The sequence below is a fragment of the Chromobacterium subtsugae genome, assembly GCF_035919665.1.
GTDB classification, from domain to species: domain Bacteria; phylum Pseudomonadota; class Gammaproteobacteria; order Burkholderiales; family Chromobacteriaceae; genus Chromobacterium; species Chromobacterium subtsugae.
The window spans coordinates 4040889-4059204 of record NZ_CP142381.1; the positions used below are offsets into that span (position 1 = coordinate 4040889).

Consider the following 18316-nt stretch of genomic DNA (forward strand, 5'->3'; position numbering starts at 1 on the left):
ATAGTGACGCAAGCGGAGAACCTCTGTGGAAACAGTTGAAGCATTGAAATTCTTGTCGCCGGAAGAAATCCCTCATCTGGCAGAACGCTATGGCACGCCTCTTTTTGTGTACGATCTGGACACCATCAAGAGAAACTACGACTACTTCAGCCAAATACCGGCGCCGTACGGCCTTACCGTGCGCTATTCCGTAAAGGCCAATCCGACTCGCGCCATCCTGGCCTATTTCAACCGGCTGGGCGCCTCGTTCGATGTCAGCTCGGTGTGGGAAGCCCGCCGCTGCGTCAATGCCGGCATTGATGCGAGCAAAATCCTGATCACGGCGCAGGAGGTGTCCGCAGGCTGGGAAGAACTGTGCGAAGCGGGGATGGAATTCGATGCCGGCTCGCTGCAGCAGCTGCGCGCTTACGGCGAGAAATTCCCGGGCGGCCAGGTTTCCCTGCGCATCAATCCGGGCTTTGGCTCCGGCCTGGTCAAGAAGCTCACCAGCGGAGGCGACCACTCCAGCTTCGGCCTGTGGTACGCCCAGTTTGACGAAGCCCTCGCGCTGGCCGAGCGTTATTCCCTTTCCATCAAGCGCATCCACCTGCACATCGGCTCCGGCCATGATTCCGGCATCCTGGAAAAAACGGTCAATCGCGCGCTGGAACTATGCGCCCGCGCGCCTGGCGTCACCCATCTGAACCTGGGCGGCGGCTACAAGGTCACCGCGCTGAACAGCGACCCCCAATACGATCACCACGCGGTAGGCGCTCGCATCAGCGCTTCGCTGGAGCAGTTCCACCGCGAAACCGGACGCCAACTGCATCTGGAAATGGAGCCCGGCACCTTCGCCATGGCATTGGCCGGCTCACTGATCACCCGGGTCATCGACGTGGTCAACACCGGCGGCGATGGCTATCGCTTCATCAAGATTGACGGCGGCCTCACCGAACTGATGCGCCCGTCTTACTACGGCGCGCTGCACCCATTGGTCGTGGTCAAGAAGGATGGCTCGCTGGGAACCCATGACGTCACTCCGCAGATGGTCTGCGGCCACTGCTGCATCGCCGGAGACAGCCTGACGCCGGTAGCGGGCAATACGGAAGATTTCACGCCGGTGCCGCTGGCCCGCGCGGAAATCAACGACTATCTGGTGGTGGAACGCACCGGCGGCTACGCCGCCAGCATGAGCGTGAAGAATTTCAACTCCTATCCTGAGGCCGCCGAGGTCTGCCGCGCCGGCAAAGGCAGTTATCACAAGATTCGGGAACGCCAGACCCTGGAGCAGATGACGCAGAACGAGCGCGACCTGCCTCTGGAGCGTTGAGCCCGCCCAGCCGCCAACAACCCCTCCCTTTCCAGGCAAGCGCCAAGCTTGCCTATGAGCCGCCGGCAAGCCAGGCATCGCCGGCGGCGGGGAGACTGTTGCCCGGCGGATCCGGTTTCACACCCGCAACTTAGTTTTGCATGGCCCAACTCAGTTTCCCCCACTCCCTCGCGGAGAGTTCAGGTTCAGGAAACGCTGTCACTTTAGGAGCAAATGTGAGTACGACGAATACGACCGCATACGATCTTCTGGCCGGCGATTTGGAAGGCAGCACCGATGTGCAGCTCGCGCCGGTCAAGGGCCAGGATTTGCGCCGCAACCTGCCGCGCGAATACTTCGTTAAGCGCCCCGCCCTGTTCACCGCCAAAATCCTGTTCGCCTTCGCCCTGATCGCCTTGGGCTGGTACGGCGTCTGGTACGCGCTGACCACACCCGTCACCACCGTTTCGATACTGGCGGCGGTTGGCGGCTTTTTCCTGAACGGCCTGATTTACGCCCACCTGATCGAGCTGCAGCACGAATGCCTGCACTGCCACGCCTTCAAGTCGGTGAAGCTCAACCGTCTGTTCGGCGCTCTCGCCGGCGTATTCATGTTCAGCTCCCATTCGCACTACCGCTACGACCATCTGCGCCACCATGCCTACCTTGGCACGGAACGCAATCTGGAGCACTTCGACTACCGCTTCAATGATCTCAACTCGCTGACCGGCTTCGCCATCGCCTTCTTCGACTTGAACCGTTACAAGCGCGTATTCAACATCCTGGCCGCCGCCCTGACCGGCAAGCCGATAGCCGGGGTCGCCAAAGAGGAAGCCCAACGCCACATCAAGCAGGAGTATCTGATCTACGCGCTGGCCTTCGTTGCCAGCGTGATCGCCTCGCTGCATTTCCACACCTGGCTATTCGCCCTGGCCTGGTGGCTGCCGACGCTGATCATCGCCGAAGGCGCCCACTTCATGATCGAGATGCCCGAACACTACGGGCTGAATACCCAAACCGCGCCCGATGTGCTGGAAAACACCCGCACCATCCGCACCAACCCCATCATCGCCTGGTACGTGAACGGCAACCACACCCACACCGCCCACCACTTTCACCAAGGCGTGCCCATGTGCAACGTCAAAAAGCTGAACGCGCTGATCAAGCCGCAATTGCAAGTCGTGGAAACCTCGTACTTCGCGTTTTATTGCGATGTGATCCGCGGACGAATCAGCCACCGCTACGACGCGACTTGCATGGCCAGATGAGGATGATGGTTAGCGTTGCCGATCATGCAACTCGGCTCAATGAATATTTCTTATAAATAACTTTGCCCGGCGCCCGATGACTAATGACAGTCGATCGGGTGCTGAGGTATAAGAAGTTGAGTTGAATAATTCGCAACACCCTAACTTGAATGGAAACAGGCTCATGAAGAAAGTTGGTTTGGTCGGTTGGCGAGGCATGGTCGGCTCGGTCCTGCTGCAACGCATGCAGGAAGAGAACGATTTCCATGGCATTGATCCTCACTTTTTCAGCACATCCAACGCCGGCGCCGCGGGTCCCGCCATCCATGGCGCCACCCACCTGCTGAAGGACGCCAACGATATCCGATCGCTGGCGGAAATGGACATCATCATCACCTGCCAGGGCGGCGACTACACCAAGGCAATCTACCCGGAGCTCAAGGCCAGCGGCTGGCAAGGCTACTGGATCGACGCCGCCTCGGCGCTGCGCATGGACAAAGACTCCTGCATCATCCTCGACCCGGTCAACCGTCCGCAGATTGACCAAGCCATTCAAGATGGCCTCAAACTGTTTGTCGGCGGCAACTGTTCGATCACGCTGAGCCTGATGGGCCTTGCCGGCCTGATCAAGGCCGACTTGATCGAATGGATGAGCCTGATGACCTATCAATCCGCCTCCGGCGCCGGCGCCAAACAGGTCCGCGAGTTGATCGCCCAGAGCGGCTACATCAGCTCTCGCCTGGAGCAGGAAGGCCTGACGAAGCAGGATTCGATTCTGCCGCTGGTCAAACGCGTCTGCGAACTGATCTCCAGCCCGGAGCTCCCGACCGAAGCGCTGGGAGCGCCGCTGATGGGCAGCATCATCCCCTGGATCGACAGCGATCTTGGCGACGGCAATAGCCGCGAGGAATGGAAGGGCGAGGTGGAGACCAACAAGATTCTCGGCCTGGCGCCCGGCACGATTCCGGTCAACGGCCTGTGCGTGCGCGTCGGCGTGATCCGCTGCCACAGCGCGGCCATCACCATGAAGTTGAAGCGCGAGGTCAATGAACAGGAATTCGCCGCGCTGGTGAAGGACGCGCATCCGTTCGTCAGCTACGTGCCCAATAACAAGCAGCAGAGCGTCACGCAGCTGACCCCTGCCGCGATCAGCGGTTCGCTCAAGGTGGGCATCGGCCGCTACAAGAAAATGTCGCTTGGACAAGAGCCTATCTATTCGGTGCTCACCGTCGGCGACCAGCTGCTGTGGGGCGCAGCGGAGCCGCTGCGCCGCATGCTGAACATCCTCCTCGGCCGCGCGTGATGACAACCAGGGCGGCGCCTGCCGCGCCGCCCGCTTAAGGAAGCATTATCTTCATGGGATACCTCGCTGCTTACGGATGGTGCCTGGTTACCGCCTTTTCGATGCTGTTGACCGGCGAAGTCAGCCAGCGGCTGAGTCCTTTCATCGTCTGCTTTTTCACTTTCGCGCTGGCGACAGCCATTTTCCTGTCCTACAACGCGCGCCATCTCGGATCCCTCTGGCGCCGCATCCGCGAAAAACGCGTGCAGGGCCCGGTGCTGGCCATCAATCTGAGCAGCTTCGCCAGCTGGGGCTTGATGATCTACCCGCTCACCTATCTGCAGCCCACCTTGGTCGCCACCATGATTCTCGGCATCAATCCGTTGGCTACCGCCCTGATTACCCGCCTGTTTCTCAAACAGCGCTCGCCGGACAAGCTGGTGGTCACCAGCCTGGCCCTGTTCGCGGTGATCGTTTTCCTTTCCTACCGCAGTTGGCAAGGCGAAAACAGCATCCCTGGCACGCCTCACCAGCAAATCGCGCTCTCGCTGCTGTGCTGCGTGCTCTCCGGCATCGCCACCTCGGTCAACAACATCCTGACCAAAAGAATCATGTCGAATGCTTTCGGCATCATCGATGTGATGTGCATGCGTTTTTACTTCACCATCCTGATTTCCGGCGTCATAGGCTTCTCCAGCCATCAGGTGGCGCTCAATCAGGATCTGGCGGTTTCCATCCTGCAAACCACGCTGGTATTCGTGGTGGTGCCGTTGATCCTGCTGCAGATCGCATTGAAAAAGCTGGATCCGCTGCGCGTCGCCATCATCTCGCCGCTGATGCCGGTGCTGGTGGTATTGATGCAACTGTATGGCAATATCGCCGCCCTTTCCGCCGCCGCCATCGGCGCCGCGCTGGCCACCTGGCTGCTCGTATCGTTGGGCACCTATTGGGCCATGCAGAAAAACTGACCGTTCCGAACGCCTGGCGCAAACCAGGCGACTCGCCAGACCGCAGTGTCAAGACGATGCGGGCTCGGCGGCCCCGGATGATTCTCTTATCGTCGCAAAGGATGCCGTAAATGTCGAAATTGTATTTGAAGCCCAATACCATCCTCGAACCCTTGCTGTGGAACTGGCACGCATGGTCGCATCTGATGAGCCCGCTGACCGCCTCCATGCACATCAAAAACCGCCATCTGCGCATCATGCAGCGCTTTGTCGAAACCGGCAGCAAGCCCCAGGTCAAGAACCAGAAATTCGAAGGCGGCCCAGTCGTGCAGCTGGATGGCTCCTTTGCCCGCGATGTGGAGCGCTTGCTGAACAAGACCCTGGACGAATGCCAGGACCTGATCGCGCTGGCGGAGGGCATCGAAGACGCGTCGCAAAAAGTGCTGGAGCCCGCCGGGAAAACCCTGGAGCCGCTGTACGACTCGCTGCAGCCGGCGGTCAAAGGCCTGCTGGAGCTGGTATACAACCTCGACTTCCAGCCTGGCCTGAAATTTTACGAATCACTGGTGTGGCAAGACTATTACTCCACCCAGCCGCAGGCGATCGCCCTCTCCCAGATCCACTCCGACCGGCGTCCTTTCATCCTCGGCACGCCGGTGCTGTCAACCGCGGACAATCTCGTTCTGCCGCTGCCGTTCGCCTCGTCCATCATCGACGACATCCAGCGCTCCACCCAGCACGGCATTGAGCGGCAGACGCTGCTGGACCAGCTGCAGCTCGATCCCTCCCAGCTGGACTCCTTGCTGCGCTTTTTCAGCACCGAGCCGATCGCCACCCGCCACAAGCGCTACGACGGCGAAGGCGTGCGAGTGCGCTATTACGGCCACGCCTGCTTGCTGATCGAGAGCAAGGACACCGCCATCCTGATCGACCCGCTGATCAGTTATGACTACCCGGCCGAGATCGAGCGCTTCACTTACAGCGACCTGCCGGATCAGATCGACTACGTGCTGATCACGCATGCCCACCAGGACCATTTCTCCATCGAGACCTTGCTCAAGATCCGCCACCGCGTGAAGAACATCGTGGTGCCGCGCAACAACCGCGGCGACCTGGTCGATCCGTCGCTGAAGCGCATCCTGCAGCACATGGGCTTCGCCAATGTGATCGAACTGGAGGAAATGGACCAGGTGCCGCTGCCGCATGGCGAAATTACCGCCATACCGTTCATCGGCGAGCACGCCGAACTGGATATCCAGACCAAGCTGGTTTACAACGTCCGCCTGCATGGCCGCTCCTACTTCGCCGGCGCGGACTTGAACAATTTCGACGGCGATGTCTACCGCCGCTCGTTCCGCAAGCTGGGCGAGATAGAAGTCGTCTTCATCGGCATGGAGTGCGACGGCGGCCCGATCCACTGGCTGTACGGGCCGCTGATCACCCGCGGCTATGACAAGGAAGCCACCCGCAGCCGCACGCTGTCCGGCTCCGACTGCGCCAAAGCCAGCGCGCTCATCGAAAGCATAGGCGCCAAGCATGCCTACGTTTACTCCATGGGAGAGGAGCCCTGGCTGAACTACATCATGAACATCAATTACTCCCCGGAAGCACTGCAAATCATCGAGTCGGACCGTTTCATCCGGCAAAACCAGCAGAACGGGCTGCACTCACGCCGCCTGTTCGGCAAGGACGAGTGGCTGTTCTCCTGACGGCCTCACCTGCCACGGCGGCCCGCCGGGCCCGGTCGGGCCTGGCTCGCTGACGGACGCTTTGCGCGGCCGCGACGGAAACGCTTCCGCACTTCCACAAAACAATAAGGAGTTGCCCATGCCTCAACGCAACAAACTCGTCATTATCGTGGATGCCTATGGCCCCGCCCGCCACTTCCGCCACTACTTGCAGCAGCAGGGCTATCTGTGCGCGCACCTGCTCGGCACCCCCCAACCGCTGCCGCGGCTGAAGCTCACCGAGCTGGATCGTTACGATGCGGCCTTGATCCATCACGGCGACCTCGCCGCCACCGCGCGGCGCATCGAGGAGCTGGCGCAGGAACTGGATGCGGAACTGCAGGAGATTCTGCCGGGCGTGGAACCCGGAGTGCTGCTGGCGGACCAGCTCAGCCATCGCTTCCAGCTGCGCAGCAACGGCATCGCGAAAAGCCTGGCGCGGCGCGACAAATCCGTCATGGCGGATGTCCTGTCCGCCGCCGGCGTCAAGGTGCCATCGTATTGCCGCACCGCCAGCCTAGACGAGGCGCTGGCGTTTTCCCGCGGCCAGCAATGGCCGCTGGTGCTCAAACCGCTGGACAGCGCGGGCACCAACGGGGTGTTCTTCTGCCATTCCGAACAGGAACTGGCCCACGCCTTCGATCAAGTGATGGGCGCCGAGAACAATATGGGCCTGATCAACCAGGCGGTCTTGGTGCAAAGCTTCCTGCAAGGCAAGGAGTACATGGTCAACACCGTCAGCCGCGACGGCCGGCACCTGATAACGGATATCTGGTTTGCCGAAAAGACCCGGATCTCCGGCTATGCCTACATCTACGACAAAAACCACTTGATCGACAGCGGCTCGGCAGAATACGCGCTGCTGCGCGACTACGTCTTCACGGTGCTGGACGCGCTGGATATCCGCTATGGCCCCGCCCACGCCGAGGTCATCATCACGCCGGACGGGCCGGTGCTGGTGGAAGTGGCTTCCCGCATCAGCGGCGGCGTCGATCCGGAATTCAACCAGCTTTGCCTGAGCCATGACCAGATCACGCTGACCCTGGAAAGCTATCTGCGGCCGGACGCCTTCCTGCAGCGCATCGGCCAGCGCTACCAGATCCGCAAGCATGGGCTGCAGCTGTTCCTGTCGTCCAGCCAGGCCGGCGTCGTGACGGCATTCGACTTCCCGGAACATTTGTCGCGGATCGCCAGCGTGGTGAACTACAACCTGAAACCCAAGGTAGGCGATACGCTGGCGAAAACGATAGATCTGAGCAGCTCGCTGGGCATCGTCCACCTCGCCGCGGACGACCAGGCCACGCTGCAGGCCGACTACCAGCACATTCAGCATCTGCTCGCGCGGCATCTGCAGTTTGCCTAGGCGATGATCTGGCGCAAGGGGCCGCCCGGCGCGCCTCTTGCTCCCGCCCGGGAATTGGCGTCAAATGGCCGGATAGCCCTGCGGAGGTGGACATGTTCACGCTGGTCATAGGCAACAAGAACTTCTCGCCCTGGTCGCTGCGCCCCTGGCTGGTGCTGAAAATGCTGGACGAACCGTTCAAGGAACAGCAGATCGATCTTTACCTATCCGACAGCAAGGCCCGCATTCTCGCCGCCAACCCCGCCGGCAAGGTGCCGGTGCTGGTCGACGACAAGCTGCGGGTCTGGGACTCGCTGGCGATCTGCGAATACCTGGCAGAATGTTTTCCCGCCGCCGGCTTATGGCCGGACGACGGCAAGCTGCGCGCCGTCGCCCGGTCCATCATGGCGGAAATCCACTCCGGATTCGCCGCTTTGCGGCATTCCTTGTCGATGGACATCTCGCTCAGGCAAATAGACTACGAAACTTCGCCCGCGGTGGAATCGGACATCGCGCGCGTCGTGTCGCTCTGGGAAGAGCATAGACAGCGGCATGTGGCTGACGGCGAATTCCTGTTCGGCCGCTTTTCCATCGCCGACGCGTTTTTCGCGCCGATCTGCACCTGCTTCGAAACCTACAACGTCAAGCTGCCGCCGGTATCGCAGGCCTACGTCCGCCATATCCTGTCGCTGCCCGCCATGCAGGAATGGTATCGGGCTGCCCGCCAGGAAAGGCAGCGGCAAGCTTAGTCAATTCTGTCGCAAATCGAGTGGAACAACGCGCCATAAGTCATTAGAATGGCGCGTTTTTTATTTTTTCATTACACCGAGGAATCCGACATGAGCACCCCCTTCATCATTGGCGTGGCCGGAGGCAGCGGCAGCGGCAAAACCACGGTTACCAACAAGGTGCTGGAAACCATTGGTTCCGAGATGGCGGCGGTGATCATCCAGGATTACTACTATCGCGACCAGAGCCACCTGACCTTCGAACAGCGGCTCGGCACCAACTACGACCATCCGCAAGCCTTCGACTGGCCGCTCTTGATCTCGCACATCGACGATCTGCGCAACGGCCGCGCCATCGAGATGCCGGTGTACGACTTCGCCAACCACACCCGCTCCGACCAGACCATCACCGTGCAGCCGGCGCCGGTGATCGTGATCGAAGGCTTGTTCCCGCTGTACGACGCCGCGCTGCGCGAAATGATGTCGCTGAAGATCTTCGTCGACACCGATTCCGACGTGCGCTTCATCCGCCGCCTGAAACGCGACATCGCCGAGCGCGGCCGCACCATGGAAAACGTGATCGAGCAATACCTGTCTACCGTGCGCCCGATGCACAACCAGTTCATCGAGCCGACCAAGCGCTTCGCCGACGTGATCCTGCCGCACGGCGCCAATGATCCGGCGGTGGACATCATCACCACCAAGGTCGCCAGCCTGATGGTGTGACGGCCCCGCGCGCCAAGCCATGAAGCCGCCCAAGGGCGGCTTTTTGCTTGCCCGATTGACGCCGCGGGCCGCGCAGGCGGACAATCGCCGCTCGCGCCATCCGGCGCTTCCACACCGAGACAAACATGCACACCATCAAACCGCGCAATCCGCTGGCTTGCGCCGCCATCCTGAAAAAGGGCGGCGCCCACGGCCGCAGCCGCTCCGGCCAGCGCCAATCGCAAAAACAGGCGCTATGGGCCGAACTGGATCAAGACTGGAATCTGGAAGCCGATCTTCCGCCATCGCCGCTCGCGGCTCGCGCCGGCCAAGACGCCGACGAGGCTTTTTCGCCGCGCCAAGCCCCAAAAGAAACAGGCCATCGCAAGATGGCCTGTTTCTTTTGGGCGCATGCCGCCTGACAATCCGGCACACTTCGTTTACACAGAATCACACGCCGCGCCGGTAAAATGCGGCATCGCCTCATTCAAGATGGACATACCGCCATGAAATGGATCGCCACCACCCTGCTGATGTTGCTGCTGGCCGGCTGCGGCTCGCTGGGCCTGAAGAAGCCGCAAGTCGGCCTCAGCAATATCGAACCCGGCAACAGCACGCTATTCGAACAGAACTTCACCGTAACCCTGCGCATCCGCAACCCCAATCCGATACCGCTCAGCGCCAGCGGGCTGAATTTCGAACTGATGCTGGGCGGCGAAAAACTGGGCGGCGGCGCCAGCAACCAGGCCTTCAGCGTGCCGGCCCAGGGCGAGAGCCTGGTGCCGCTGCAGGTTCACACCTCGCTGGCCGCCTGGATCCGTCAGCTCGCCAACTGGCAAAAGCTGCCCGACGGCAAGCTGGATTACCAAATCCGCGGCGAGCTGCAAGGCCTGAACGGCCTGGCCACCCTGCCCTTCGACAACAAGGGCGAATGGAAGCTGCCAGCCCTGGGCCGCTAAACCTCACTGGCGCGGCAACGCCACGCAGTCGTTGCCGTCGAAGCTGACGCTCAGCACTTCCTGGGTTTTCTTGTCCACCACGAAATTGGTGGTGCACTTGTAGTGAATGGTGCCGCCGCCGCTGACGCCGTCGCTGACCCAACGGCCCGGGGTTTCCACCACCTTGGTCTGGCCGTTGCTGTCGGTCACGCTCAGCTTGGTGCCGGGCTCGTAGCGGGTGTTCTGGGTCAGCGGCTGCTGCTGGGTGCTTTCCTTCACATAGGTATACAGCGTGTTGCCGTTGGGCATCTTCAGGCTGTTGCTGGGCGCGCCCCACTCGGCCAGCAGTTCGTTGACGTCGCGGCCTTGCCAGCGGTACACCTTTTGCGCATAGCCCTGCTGGGTGGGAATCATCGAGCAGCCGGCCGCCAGCAAAGCCAGCAGCGGTAAGCACAGCTTCTTCATCGTTTGCCTCGTCTGATTAGCAGATTCGGCCATTGTCACGTCTGTTGCGCGAAAACGCCAGCGCCGGCAATCCGCCATCGCTGCCGCCGGCGTCGACGGCGCCGCCCAAAACCAAACCCCGCGCCTGACGGCAGCGGGGTTGGGCAAGACATCGGCAAGCGCTTACAGCTTGAAGCGGCTGAAGGCCTCCTGCATGCTGCGCGCCACGCCGTCCAGGGTTTTCAGCGTCTGCTGCGCGCTTTGCAGCGCGGCGTCGGAATCCAGAATCTTGTTGTTGATGGATTCGGTGCTCTGCGCCATCGCGGTGGTGGCGTTATGCTGCTCGCCGGTGGACAGCGCCACGTCGCCGATCTTCTCCACCACCTGCCGCATCGCGCGGGTGATGTCCACCAGCCGCTCGCGCGCCGCCTCGGTCTGCGCGGCGCTGCTGTCCACCGCGCCGATGGTGCTGTTCATATTGCCCACCGCCTTGCCGGTTTCGGACAGGATGTTTTCCACCATCTTGCCGATCTCCACCGTCGCCGAGCCGGTGCGCTCGGCCAGCTTGCGCACTTCGTCGGCCACCACCGCGAAGCCGCGGCCCTGCTCGCCGGCGCGCGCCGCTTCGATCGCCGCGTTCAAGGCCAGCAGATTGGTCTGGTCGGCGATGTCGCTGATCACGCCGGTGATCTTGGAGATCTCCTGCGAGCGTTGCTCCAGCGACGCCAGCAGGCCGGACAGTTCGCCCACCGACTGGCTGGTGCGCGCCATCGCGCCGCTGATGCGCTGCAGCTCCTCGGCGCTGGCCTGGGAGTTGGCGCCGGTGTCGCGCGCCAGTTCGTCGGTTTCGCGGGTGGCGTCGGCGATGTGCGAGATGCTCACCGTCACCTGCTCGATCGCCGCCGCGTTGGAGCTGGAAATGTCGGCCAGCGTGTGGGAATCCTCAGCCAGCCGCTCCACGTCGCCGCCGACCGCGATCACGCCGTCGGCCAGCTGCACCGCCTCGCTGCGCAATTCGCGGAACAGGCGGTTCAGGCGGCCGACGAACTGGTTGAAGGCTTCGGCCATTTGCGCCACTTCGTCGTCGCCGGCCGCTTCGATGCGGCGGGTCAGGTCGCCTTCGCCCTGGGCGATCTCGCGCAAGGCGTCGCGCACCTGCAGCAGGCCCTTGAGCAGGCGGCGCAGATAGGCGCCGGCCAGCAGCTGGGTCAGCGCCAGCACCGCCAGCAGCGCCAGCAGCATGTCCACCATCATCTGGCGCAGCGGCGCGTCCAGCAATTCGCGGTCCACCACCACGCCCAGCACCCAGTCGCTGCCGGCCACCGAGCTGAGGCGCAGCAACCGGCTGCTCCCCTCCAGCTCGACCGTCGCCAGTTGCTGCTTGTCCAGCAGGCTGCCGATGCGGTCGGCGTCCATGCCGGGCATCAGGTCGGACAGCGGCTTGAGCGCGGTGTCGGCCTTCGGGTAGGCGATCAGCTTGCCATCCTTGCCCATCAGGAACACGAAGCCGTTGCCCGGCAGCGATACCGACAGCACCGACTTCACCAACTGGCCGATGGCGATGTCGCCGCCGACCACCTTGTTGCCGCCCGGCAGCGCCTGGGCGATGGTGATCACCAGATCCTTGATCGACGCGCTGGCCGGCTGGTAAGGCGCGGTGACTATGGTCTGGCCGCTGGCCTTGGCCATCTTGAACCAGCCGCGTGAAGCGGGATCGTACTCCGGCGTCGGCTTTTGCTTGCCGGGAATGGAGTAGACCATGCCCTTGGTGTCGCCGTCGCCGACGAAGAGCTGGGTGTAGCCGCCGGCCTCGGCCAGCTGCTGCAGATAGAGAGTGGGATCGGCTTCGTTGCCGTGGCGCAAGGCGCTGGAGATGATCTGCCGGCGCTGTTCCAGCCAGGCCGACACGAAGCGCTGCTGGCCGGTGATGGCCAGGTCCAGTTGGGTATCCACGCTGTCGGACAGGCTGTCGCGGAATTTGTAATAGGCGCTGACGGCGGTGCTGCAGGTAGCCACCAGGATGGCCAGCGCCAGCAGCAGGGCGATCTTGCTACGGATGGATTTCATGGCAATCAGCTTCTCATCGACTGTTGCCAACCCGCTGCGCGCGAAACAGGGCCGGTGCGCCAGGCCCTTTTCGCAGCAAACCGCCCACGCATCGCTGGGGGCCAAGTCCATGCCTGGAGCTTGATAGACTGTCGTTTGGCGAGTTGGCGTTTTTAGACCGAGGGATTGTAAACAACGCTTACAAATACCGCGATAGATTAAAACACAAATACTCGAACAGCCTGATTGTCATACCAATAATAGTGACCCGACATGGCATTTTCGCCACACCGGCCACAGCCGGCGCGGCAAATCCGCCTGCCTGGTCTTTATAGCTTGAAGCGGCCAAACGCGCCCTGCATGCTGCGCGCCAGCTGATTCAACGCTTCCAGCGTCTGCATCGCGCCTTGCAGCGCCGAGTCGGAATCCAGTATCTGGTTATTGATGGATTCGGTGCTTTGCGCCATCGCGGTGGTGGCGTTGTGCTGCTCGCTGGTGGACAAGGCGACGTCGCCGATCTTGTCTATCACCTGCTGCATCGCGTCGCTGATGGCGATCAGGCGGCCGCGCGCCTGGCTGGTCAGGTCCACGCTGGTATCCACTGCCGACACGGTGCGCTGCATATTGCCCACCGCCTTGCCGGTTTCGGACAGAATGTTCTCCACCATTTGGCTGATTTCCACCGTCGCCTTGCCGGTGCGCTCGGCCAACTTGCGCACCTCGTCGGCCACCACCGCGAAGCCGCGGCCCTGCTCGCCGGCGCGCGCCGCTTCGATCGCCGCGTTCAAGGCCAGCAGATTGGTCTGGTCGGCGATGTCGCTGATCACATTGGTGATTTTGGATATCTCCTGCGAACGCTGCTCCAGCGACGCCAGCAGGCCGGACAGCTCGCCCACCGCCTGGCTGGTCTGCTCCATTTCGCTGCTGATGCGCTGCATGTCGCCGGCGCTCTCGCGCGAATGCTCGCCGGTGTTGCGCGCCAGCGTGTCGGTTTCGCGCGTCGCTTCGGCGATGTGCGAGATGCTGACGGTCACTTCCTCGATCGCCGCGGCATTGGAGCTGGAGATGTCGGCCAGCCGGTGCGAATCGTTGGCCACCTGCTTCACCGCGCCGCCCACTTCGATCACGCCGTGCGCCAGTTGCTCGGCCTCGCCGCGCAGTTCGCGGAACATGCCGTTGAGGCGGCCGACGAACTGGTTGAAGGCCTCGGCGGTCTGCGCCACTTCGTCTTCGCCATGCACCTCGATGCGGCGGGTCAGGTCGCCTTCGCCCTGCGAGATTTCACGCATCGCGTCGCGCACCTGGATCAGGCCGCGCAGCAGGCGGGTCAGGTAGCCGGAGCTCAGCGCCACCAGCACCAGCAGCACCACCGCCACGCCGCCGGCGATCAGCCAGATCAGTTGGGTCACCGGCGCCAGCACCGCGTCTTCGTCGGCGGCCACGCCCAGCACCCAATCGGTGCCTTCCACCTGGCGCAGGTCCACCAGGAAGGTCTTGCCATCGATCTCCATCGGCGTCACATCGCCGCTGGCCACCAATTGCTGGAAGCGGTTGTCGTCCAGCGCCGGGATCAGCTCGCTCACCGGCTTCAACTCCTGGCCCGGCTTCGGATAGGCGATCACCTTGCCCTGGCGGGTCAGCAGGAAGGCATGGCCGTCGCCGGCCAGCTTGATGTCCAGCACCGACTTCACCAGCTTGTCGATCAGGATGTCGCCGCCGACCACGATCTCCTGGCCCTGCGCCTTGTCGGCGATGGTGATCACCAGCTTGTCCTTGGTTTCCGGCTCGGAATCCTTATACGGATCGGTGACGATCAGCCCGCCCTGCGCCTTGGCCTGCTGATACCAGGGGCGCTGCGCCGGCTGATAGTCGGCGCTCGGCTTCACCCGGCCCGGCACAGAGTAGAACATCTCGCCGCTGTCGCCATGGCCGGCGTAGATGATGTTGAAGCCGCCGCCCTTGGCGATCTGTTGCAGATAGTAGCTGGCCTGCGGATCGCCGGCCTTCGACAGGCTGGCGCTGATCAGGCTTTTGCGCACGCCCAGCCATTCCGATACCAGTCCGCCCTGCAGTTGCAGCACCTGGGTGACTTCGCGCTTGGCTTCGTCGTAAGCGTGGTTGCGGATATTCAGGCAGGCGATGATGGCGACGCTTAGGGTGGCGACCAGGATGGAAACCGCCGTCAGCAAGATGAGCTTGTGTCGGATGGAGCGCATAAGATGATTAGCCGATGCTGATAAAAGGGCTATTATCCGTCATAGCCAACAACATGCATCGTTAAAAATAACATTATATTTAAATAATATTGCGGTCTTTAAATCAAATTACTCAGAAAATATCGCCGAATGATTGCTGCCAGCGCTCGGCCAGCCGCGCGGATTGATCCCGCACCAGCGCGTTGAAGAAGTTTTGCAGCGGATCGGCATTGCGGCGCGGATGCCACAAGTGCTCGATGCCGATCTGCAATTCGGCGTCGGCCAGCCGCTGCGCGGCCAGGCCGTTGTCTCCCCTGCGCAACACCCCGGCGATCAGGTCCGGCAGCACCGCCACCGCCGGCAGCTGCGCCAGGACGGCCGGAATCGCCAACAGGCTGGCGGTGGAGGCGATCACCCGCCGCTTCAGCCCCTGCCCGCTCAGATAATCATCCACCAAGCTGGCGCTGTCGCCGGCGTAGGAAGTATGGATGTGCGGCGGCCGCGCCAAGTCTTCGGCCCGCAGCGTCTGCGGCATCCGGATTTGCGCGGCGTGGTAGAAACAGACGAAGCGGCTGACGAACAGCGCCTGCCGGCCCAGCCGCGCGGAGGCATGCGGAAAATAGCCTATCGCGCCGTCTATCCGCCGCCGCTCCAGCGCGTCTTCCACCTCGCCGGCCGGCATCGCCACCACTTGCAGGCTCAATCCCGGCGCCTGCCCCTGCAGGGCGACGATCAGCGCCGGCAGCAAGGCCGCCTCCAGCAAATCGGGCATCGCCAGCCGGTATTCGGCCCGCAGCGCGGCCGGATCGAAAACCTGCGGCCGCAACAGCCGCTGCCCCTGCTCCAGCCAAGCCTCCAGCGGCGGCAGCAAGGCCTCCGCCAGCGGCGTCAGCTCCATGCGCCGGCCATGTCGGCACAACAGTTCGTCGCCGGTCAGCGCGCGCAGACGCTTGAGGATGTGGCTGACCGCCGGCTGGCCCAGGCATAGCCGCTCGGCGCTTTGGCTGACGCTGCGGGTGCTGAGCAGCGCATGCAGCGCCACCAGGCTGTTCAGGTCCAGCTTGCGCAGCTGGACCGCATCAATATTATTCACAGTAATATTTTAGATGAAAAACATCGATTTTATTAAATAAATCGGGCTTTCTACACTGGGCGCATCCCCATCGCCGGATTCGCCTTCATGTCCCAAGCCCCCTCCGCCCGCCCGCTGCCGCGGCTGCTCGCCATCATGCTGATCGCCTGGCTGGAATTCCTGCAGAACGGCATGCTCAATTTCGCCTCCTCCCACGTGATGGGCGGCGTCGGCGCCGGGCCGGAGGAGTTCAGCCTGGCGGCCATGGCTTACGCGCTGTGCGCGGTGGTGGCGCTGTTCAACCACCAATGGTGCGTCGAGCGCTTGGGCTCGCGCCGCCATCTGCAAATCTCCCTGCTGCTGTTCGGCCTGGGCGCGCTCCTGGCCGCCAATGCCCAGACTCCGGCCGCCTTCATCGCCGGGCGGGCAGTGCAGGGCCTGGGCGGCGCGGCCTTCTTCACCGCCGCCAGGCTGGAGGCTGCCCAGCTGCCGCCGGCCTGGCGCGCGGCCGGGCTGGTGGCCTTCGGCCAGGCGCTATTGCTCGGCTCGGCGCTGGGGCCGCTGCTGGGCGGCATGATATTGCGCGCCGGCAGCTGGCGCGGCATCTTCTGGGCCATCCTGCCCTGCCTGCCGGCCGCCTGGTGGGCGGCGCGGCAACTGCCCCTGCGCCCGCCGGCGCCGCAAGCGCCGCGCTATCACCCCGCGGCTTTCATCTGGCTGGTGGCTGCGGCCTTTCTGCTGCAGTGGCTGATCCAGCAACTGCCCTACCAGCTGTTCGGCCATCCGCAATGGCTGCTGGGTTTGCTGGCGGCCGCGCTGGCTTGCTGCGCCGCCCTGCGCCTGCGCCATCCCGGCGGCGCCAGCGACCGCGAGCGCTGGCGGGCGCTGAAGCAGCCGGGCTACCTGCTGGGTCTGTTTTGCTACGCCTGCTGCTACCTGCTGGTTTCGGCCAATAGCTACATCCTGCCGGCGGTGGCCATCCAGGCGCTGGGCTTCGACGTGCCGACCAGCGGCGCGCTGCTGGCCGTCAGCTTCTTCGCCGGCATGGCCGCGTCCCTGCTGTACGCCGTCCTGCTGCGCTCGCGCCGCCCGCCCAGCCTCGCCGCCGCCATGCTGTGCGGCTGCCTGTTGCTGGCGCTGTACGGCTGGCGGATGAGCGCGCTGAACGCCGAAGCCAGCCAGCTGCGGCTGACATTGACGCTGCTGCTCAACGGCGGCTTCATGTCGCTGTTCATCATGGCCACCGCGCAACGCGCGTTCCGCGACATCGCGCCGGCCGCCTTCGGCCACGCGTATCAAACCAAGAACATCGTGCGCCAGGTGTCCATCTCCGCCGGCGTGGCGCTGGCCACCGTGTTCCTGCAGGCGCGCAACGCGCTGCACTACAGCCGGCTGGGCGAGAATTTTTCTTGGAATACGCCACAGTTTGTCGAGGTTTTGCATCAAATGCGACAATTGATGCCCGAATTGAGCGATACTCAACGCTTGGGAGTGCTGGCCGGCGAACTCGCCCGGCAGGCCACGCTGCTGTCCTGCCTGGACTTTTTCCGGCTGGAAAGCGGCATCGCGCTGGGCCTGGCCGCTGCCATCGCCTGCCTGCGCAAGCGGATGTGAGCGCCGGCTCCCGACTGTGTCCGTGTCATCAGGAAGAATCATCATGCGTAAAAGCGGCAGCCAATCGCCGACCTTTGACAAGATCATCGAAGCCAGCCTGCAGCTGTTCAACCAGGAGGGCGAGCGGGTGATCACCACCAACCACATCGCCGAGCGGATGAACATCAGCACCGGCAAGCTCTACTACCACTTCCGCAACAAGGAAGAGATAGTCAATGAGCTGTACCAGCGCTACGTGAAAGGCATGGGTGAACAACTGTCCGCCGCCATCAACCATTGCAACTCGATAGAGGCGATGGTGGGCGCGATGGAAAAGACGCTGCGCCACATCTGGAGCTTCCGCTTCCTGCCGCAAAGCCTGCCCAGCCTGTTTTGCGTCAACCCGACGCTGGCCGAGAACCACCAGCAGATTTCGCGTGGCCAGCTCAGCGACAAGCTGGCCCAGCTGTTCGCCCGCCTGCGCGAACAGGGCATGCTGCAAGGCGACGACAGCCAGCTGCAGCACCTGGTCCAGCATTTCCAGATGGTGCAGACCGGCTGGATCAACACCATCAAGCAGAACGCCAGCCCGGCCGAGCTGGAAAAACTGATCCAGTCCGGCTGCCGCAGCCTGATGTATCTGCTGACGCCCTACGTCAGCCCGCGCTTCCAGTCGCCGTTCGAGCGCGCCTGCGCGCGCTTCGCCTGACACGGCCTCGCCGCCGGTAAACCCGCGCCACGGCGCTACGGCGTAGCCAATAA

Annotated in this window: 16 protein-coding genes; 12 read left to right on the plus strand and 4 right to left on the minus strand. The window is 62.9% G+C overall.

What is annotated here, in order from left to right:
- The first annotated feature begins 25 nt into the window (after window positions 1-25).
- The 10 genes from U6115_RS19195 (at window position 26) to U6115_RS19240 (ending at window position 10225) form a co-directional block, all read left to right on the plus strand.
- Window positions 26-1309 carry a type III PLP-dependent enzyme domain-containing protein gene (locus U6115_RS19195; RefSeq protein WP_043580503.1) on the plus strand — a complete coding sequence of 428 codons (1284 nt, stop codon included), beginning with the start codon at window positions 26-28 and terminating at the stop codon, window positions 1307-1309.
- 215 nt (window positions 1310-1524) lie between these two features.
- A complete protein-coding gene (locus tag U6115_RS19200; protein WP_197465991.1) occupies window positions 1525-2556 on the plus strand; it encodes a fatty acid desaturase family protein in 1032 nt (343 codons plus the stop codon).
- 163 nt (window positions 2557-2719) lie between these two features.
- A complete protein-coding gene (asd, locus tag U6115_RS19205) occupies window positions 2720-3838 on the plus strand; it encodes an aspartate-semialdehyde dehydrogenase (protein ID WP_043580501.1) in 1119 nt (372 codons plus the stop codon).
- Window positions 3839-3891: 53 nt separating this feature from the next.
- Entirely contained in the window at window positions 3892-4785 is an 894-nt protein-coding gene (locus U6115_RS19210) for a DMT family transporter (RefSeq protein ID WP_076098360.1), read from the plus strand.
- Window positions 4786-4895: 110 nt separating this feature from the next.
- Window positions 4896-6473 carry an MBL fold metallo-hydrolase gene (locus U6115_RS19215; protein ID WP_043580497.1) on the plus strand — a complete coding sequence of 526 codons (1578 nt, stop codon included), beginning with the start codon at window positions 4896-4898 and terminating at the stop codon, window positions 6471-6473.
- 118 nt (window positions 6474-6591) lie between these two features.
- A complete protein-coding gene (locus tag U6115_RS19220; protein ID WP_052258411.1) occupies window positions 6592-7854 on the plus strand; it encodes an ATP-grasp domain-containing protein in 1263 nt (420 codons plus the stop codon).
- 92 nt (window positions 7855-7946) lie between these two features.
- Entirely contained in the window at window positions 7947-8582 is a 636-nt protein-coding gene (locus tag U6115_RS19225; RefSeq protein WP_043580495.1) for a glutathione S-transferase family protein, read from the plus strand.
- 90 nt (window positions 8583-8672) lie between these two features.
- On the plus strand, window positions 8673-9287 hold the full coding sequence (gene udk / locus U6115_RS19230) for a uridine kinase (protein ID WP_043580607.1): 615 nt from the start codon (window positions 8673-8675) through the stop codon (window positions 9285-9287).
- A 125-nt stretch (window positions 9288-9412) separates the two neighbouring features.
- Window positions 9413-9688 (plus strand): hypothetical protein, encoded by a 276-nt coding sequence (locus tag U6115_RS19235; protein ID WP_043580494.1) that lies wholly within the window; start codon window positions 9413-9415, stop codon window positions 9686-9688.
- Between the two features lie 84 nt (window positions 9689-9772).
- A complete protein-coding gene (locus tag U6115_RS19240) occupies window positions 9773-10225 on the plus strand; it encodes an LEA/WHy family protein (RefSeq protein WP_043580492.1) in 453 nt (150 codons plus the stop codon).
- A gap of 3 nt (window positions 10226-10228) precedes the next feature.
- On the opposite strand, the gene U6115_RS19245 is transcribed toward U6115_RS19240, so the two are convergent.
- From U6115_RS19245 to U6115_RS19260, 4 genes are all read right to left on the minus strand, one after another.
- Window positions 10229-10669: a hypothetical protein gene (locus U6115_RS19245; RefSeq protein WP_043580490.1), complete on the minus strand. Its 441-nt coding sequence runs from the start codon at window positions 10667-10669 to the stop codon at window positions 10229-10231.
- 162 nt (window positions 10670-10831) lie between these two features.
- Window positions 10832-12715, minus strand: a complete 1884-nt coding sequence (locus tag U6115_RS19250) for a methyl-accepting chemotaxis protein (protein WP_043580604.1) — start codon at window positions 12713-12715, stop codon at window positions 10832-10834.
- Window positions 12716-13023: 308 nt separating this feature from the next.
- Complete coding sequence (locus tag U6115_RS19255) at window positions 13024-14910, minus strand: methyl-accepting chemotaxis protein (protein ID WP_047236503.1); 1887 nt, start codon at window positions 14908-14910, stop codon at window positions 13024-13026.
- A gap of 112 nt (window positions 14911-15022) precedes the next feature.
- The gene (locus tag U6115_RS19260) at window positions 15023-15982 is read right to left on the minus strand and encodes a LysR family transcriptional regulator (protein ID WP_052258409.1); all 960 of its coding nucleotides are present in this window, start codon (window positions 15980-15982) and stop codon (window positions 15023-15025) included.
- Window positions 15983-16069: 87 nt separating this feature from the next.
- Between U6115_RS19260 and U6115_RS19265 the strand changes: the two genes are divergently transcribed.
- Together U6115_RS19265 and U6115_RS19270 are read left to right on the plus strand one after the other, a co-directional pair.
- Window positions 16070-17575 (plus strand): MFS transporter, encoded by a 1506-nt coding sequence (locus tag U6115_RS19265; protein WP_043580487.1) that lies wholly within the window; start codon window positions 16070-16072, stop codon window positions 17573-17575.
- 43 nt (window positions 17576-17618) lie between these two features.
- The gene (locus U6115_RS19270) at window positions 17619-18263 is read left to right on the plus strand and encodes a TetR/AcrR family transcriptional regulator (RefSeq protein ID WP_052258408.1); all 645 of its coding nucleotides are present in this window, start codon (window positions 17619-17621) and stop codon (window positions 18261-18263) included.
- The last annotated feature ends 53 nt before the right edge of the window (window positions 18264-18316 follow it).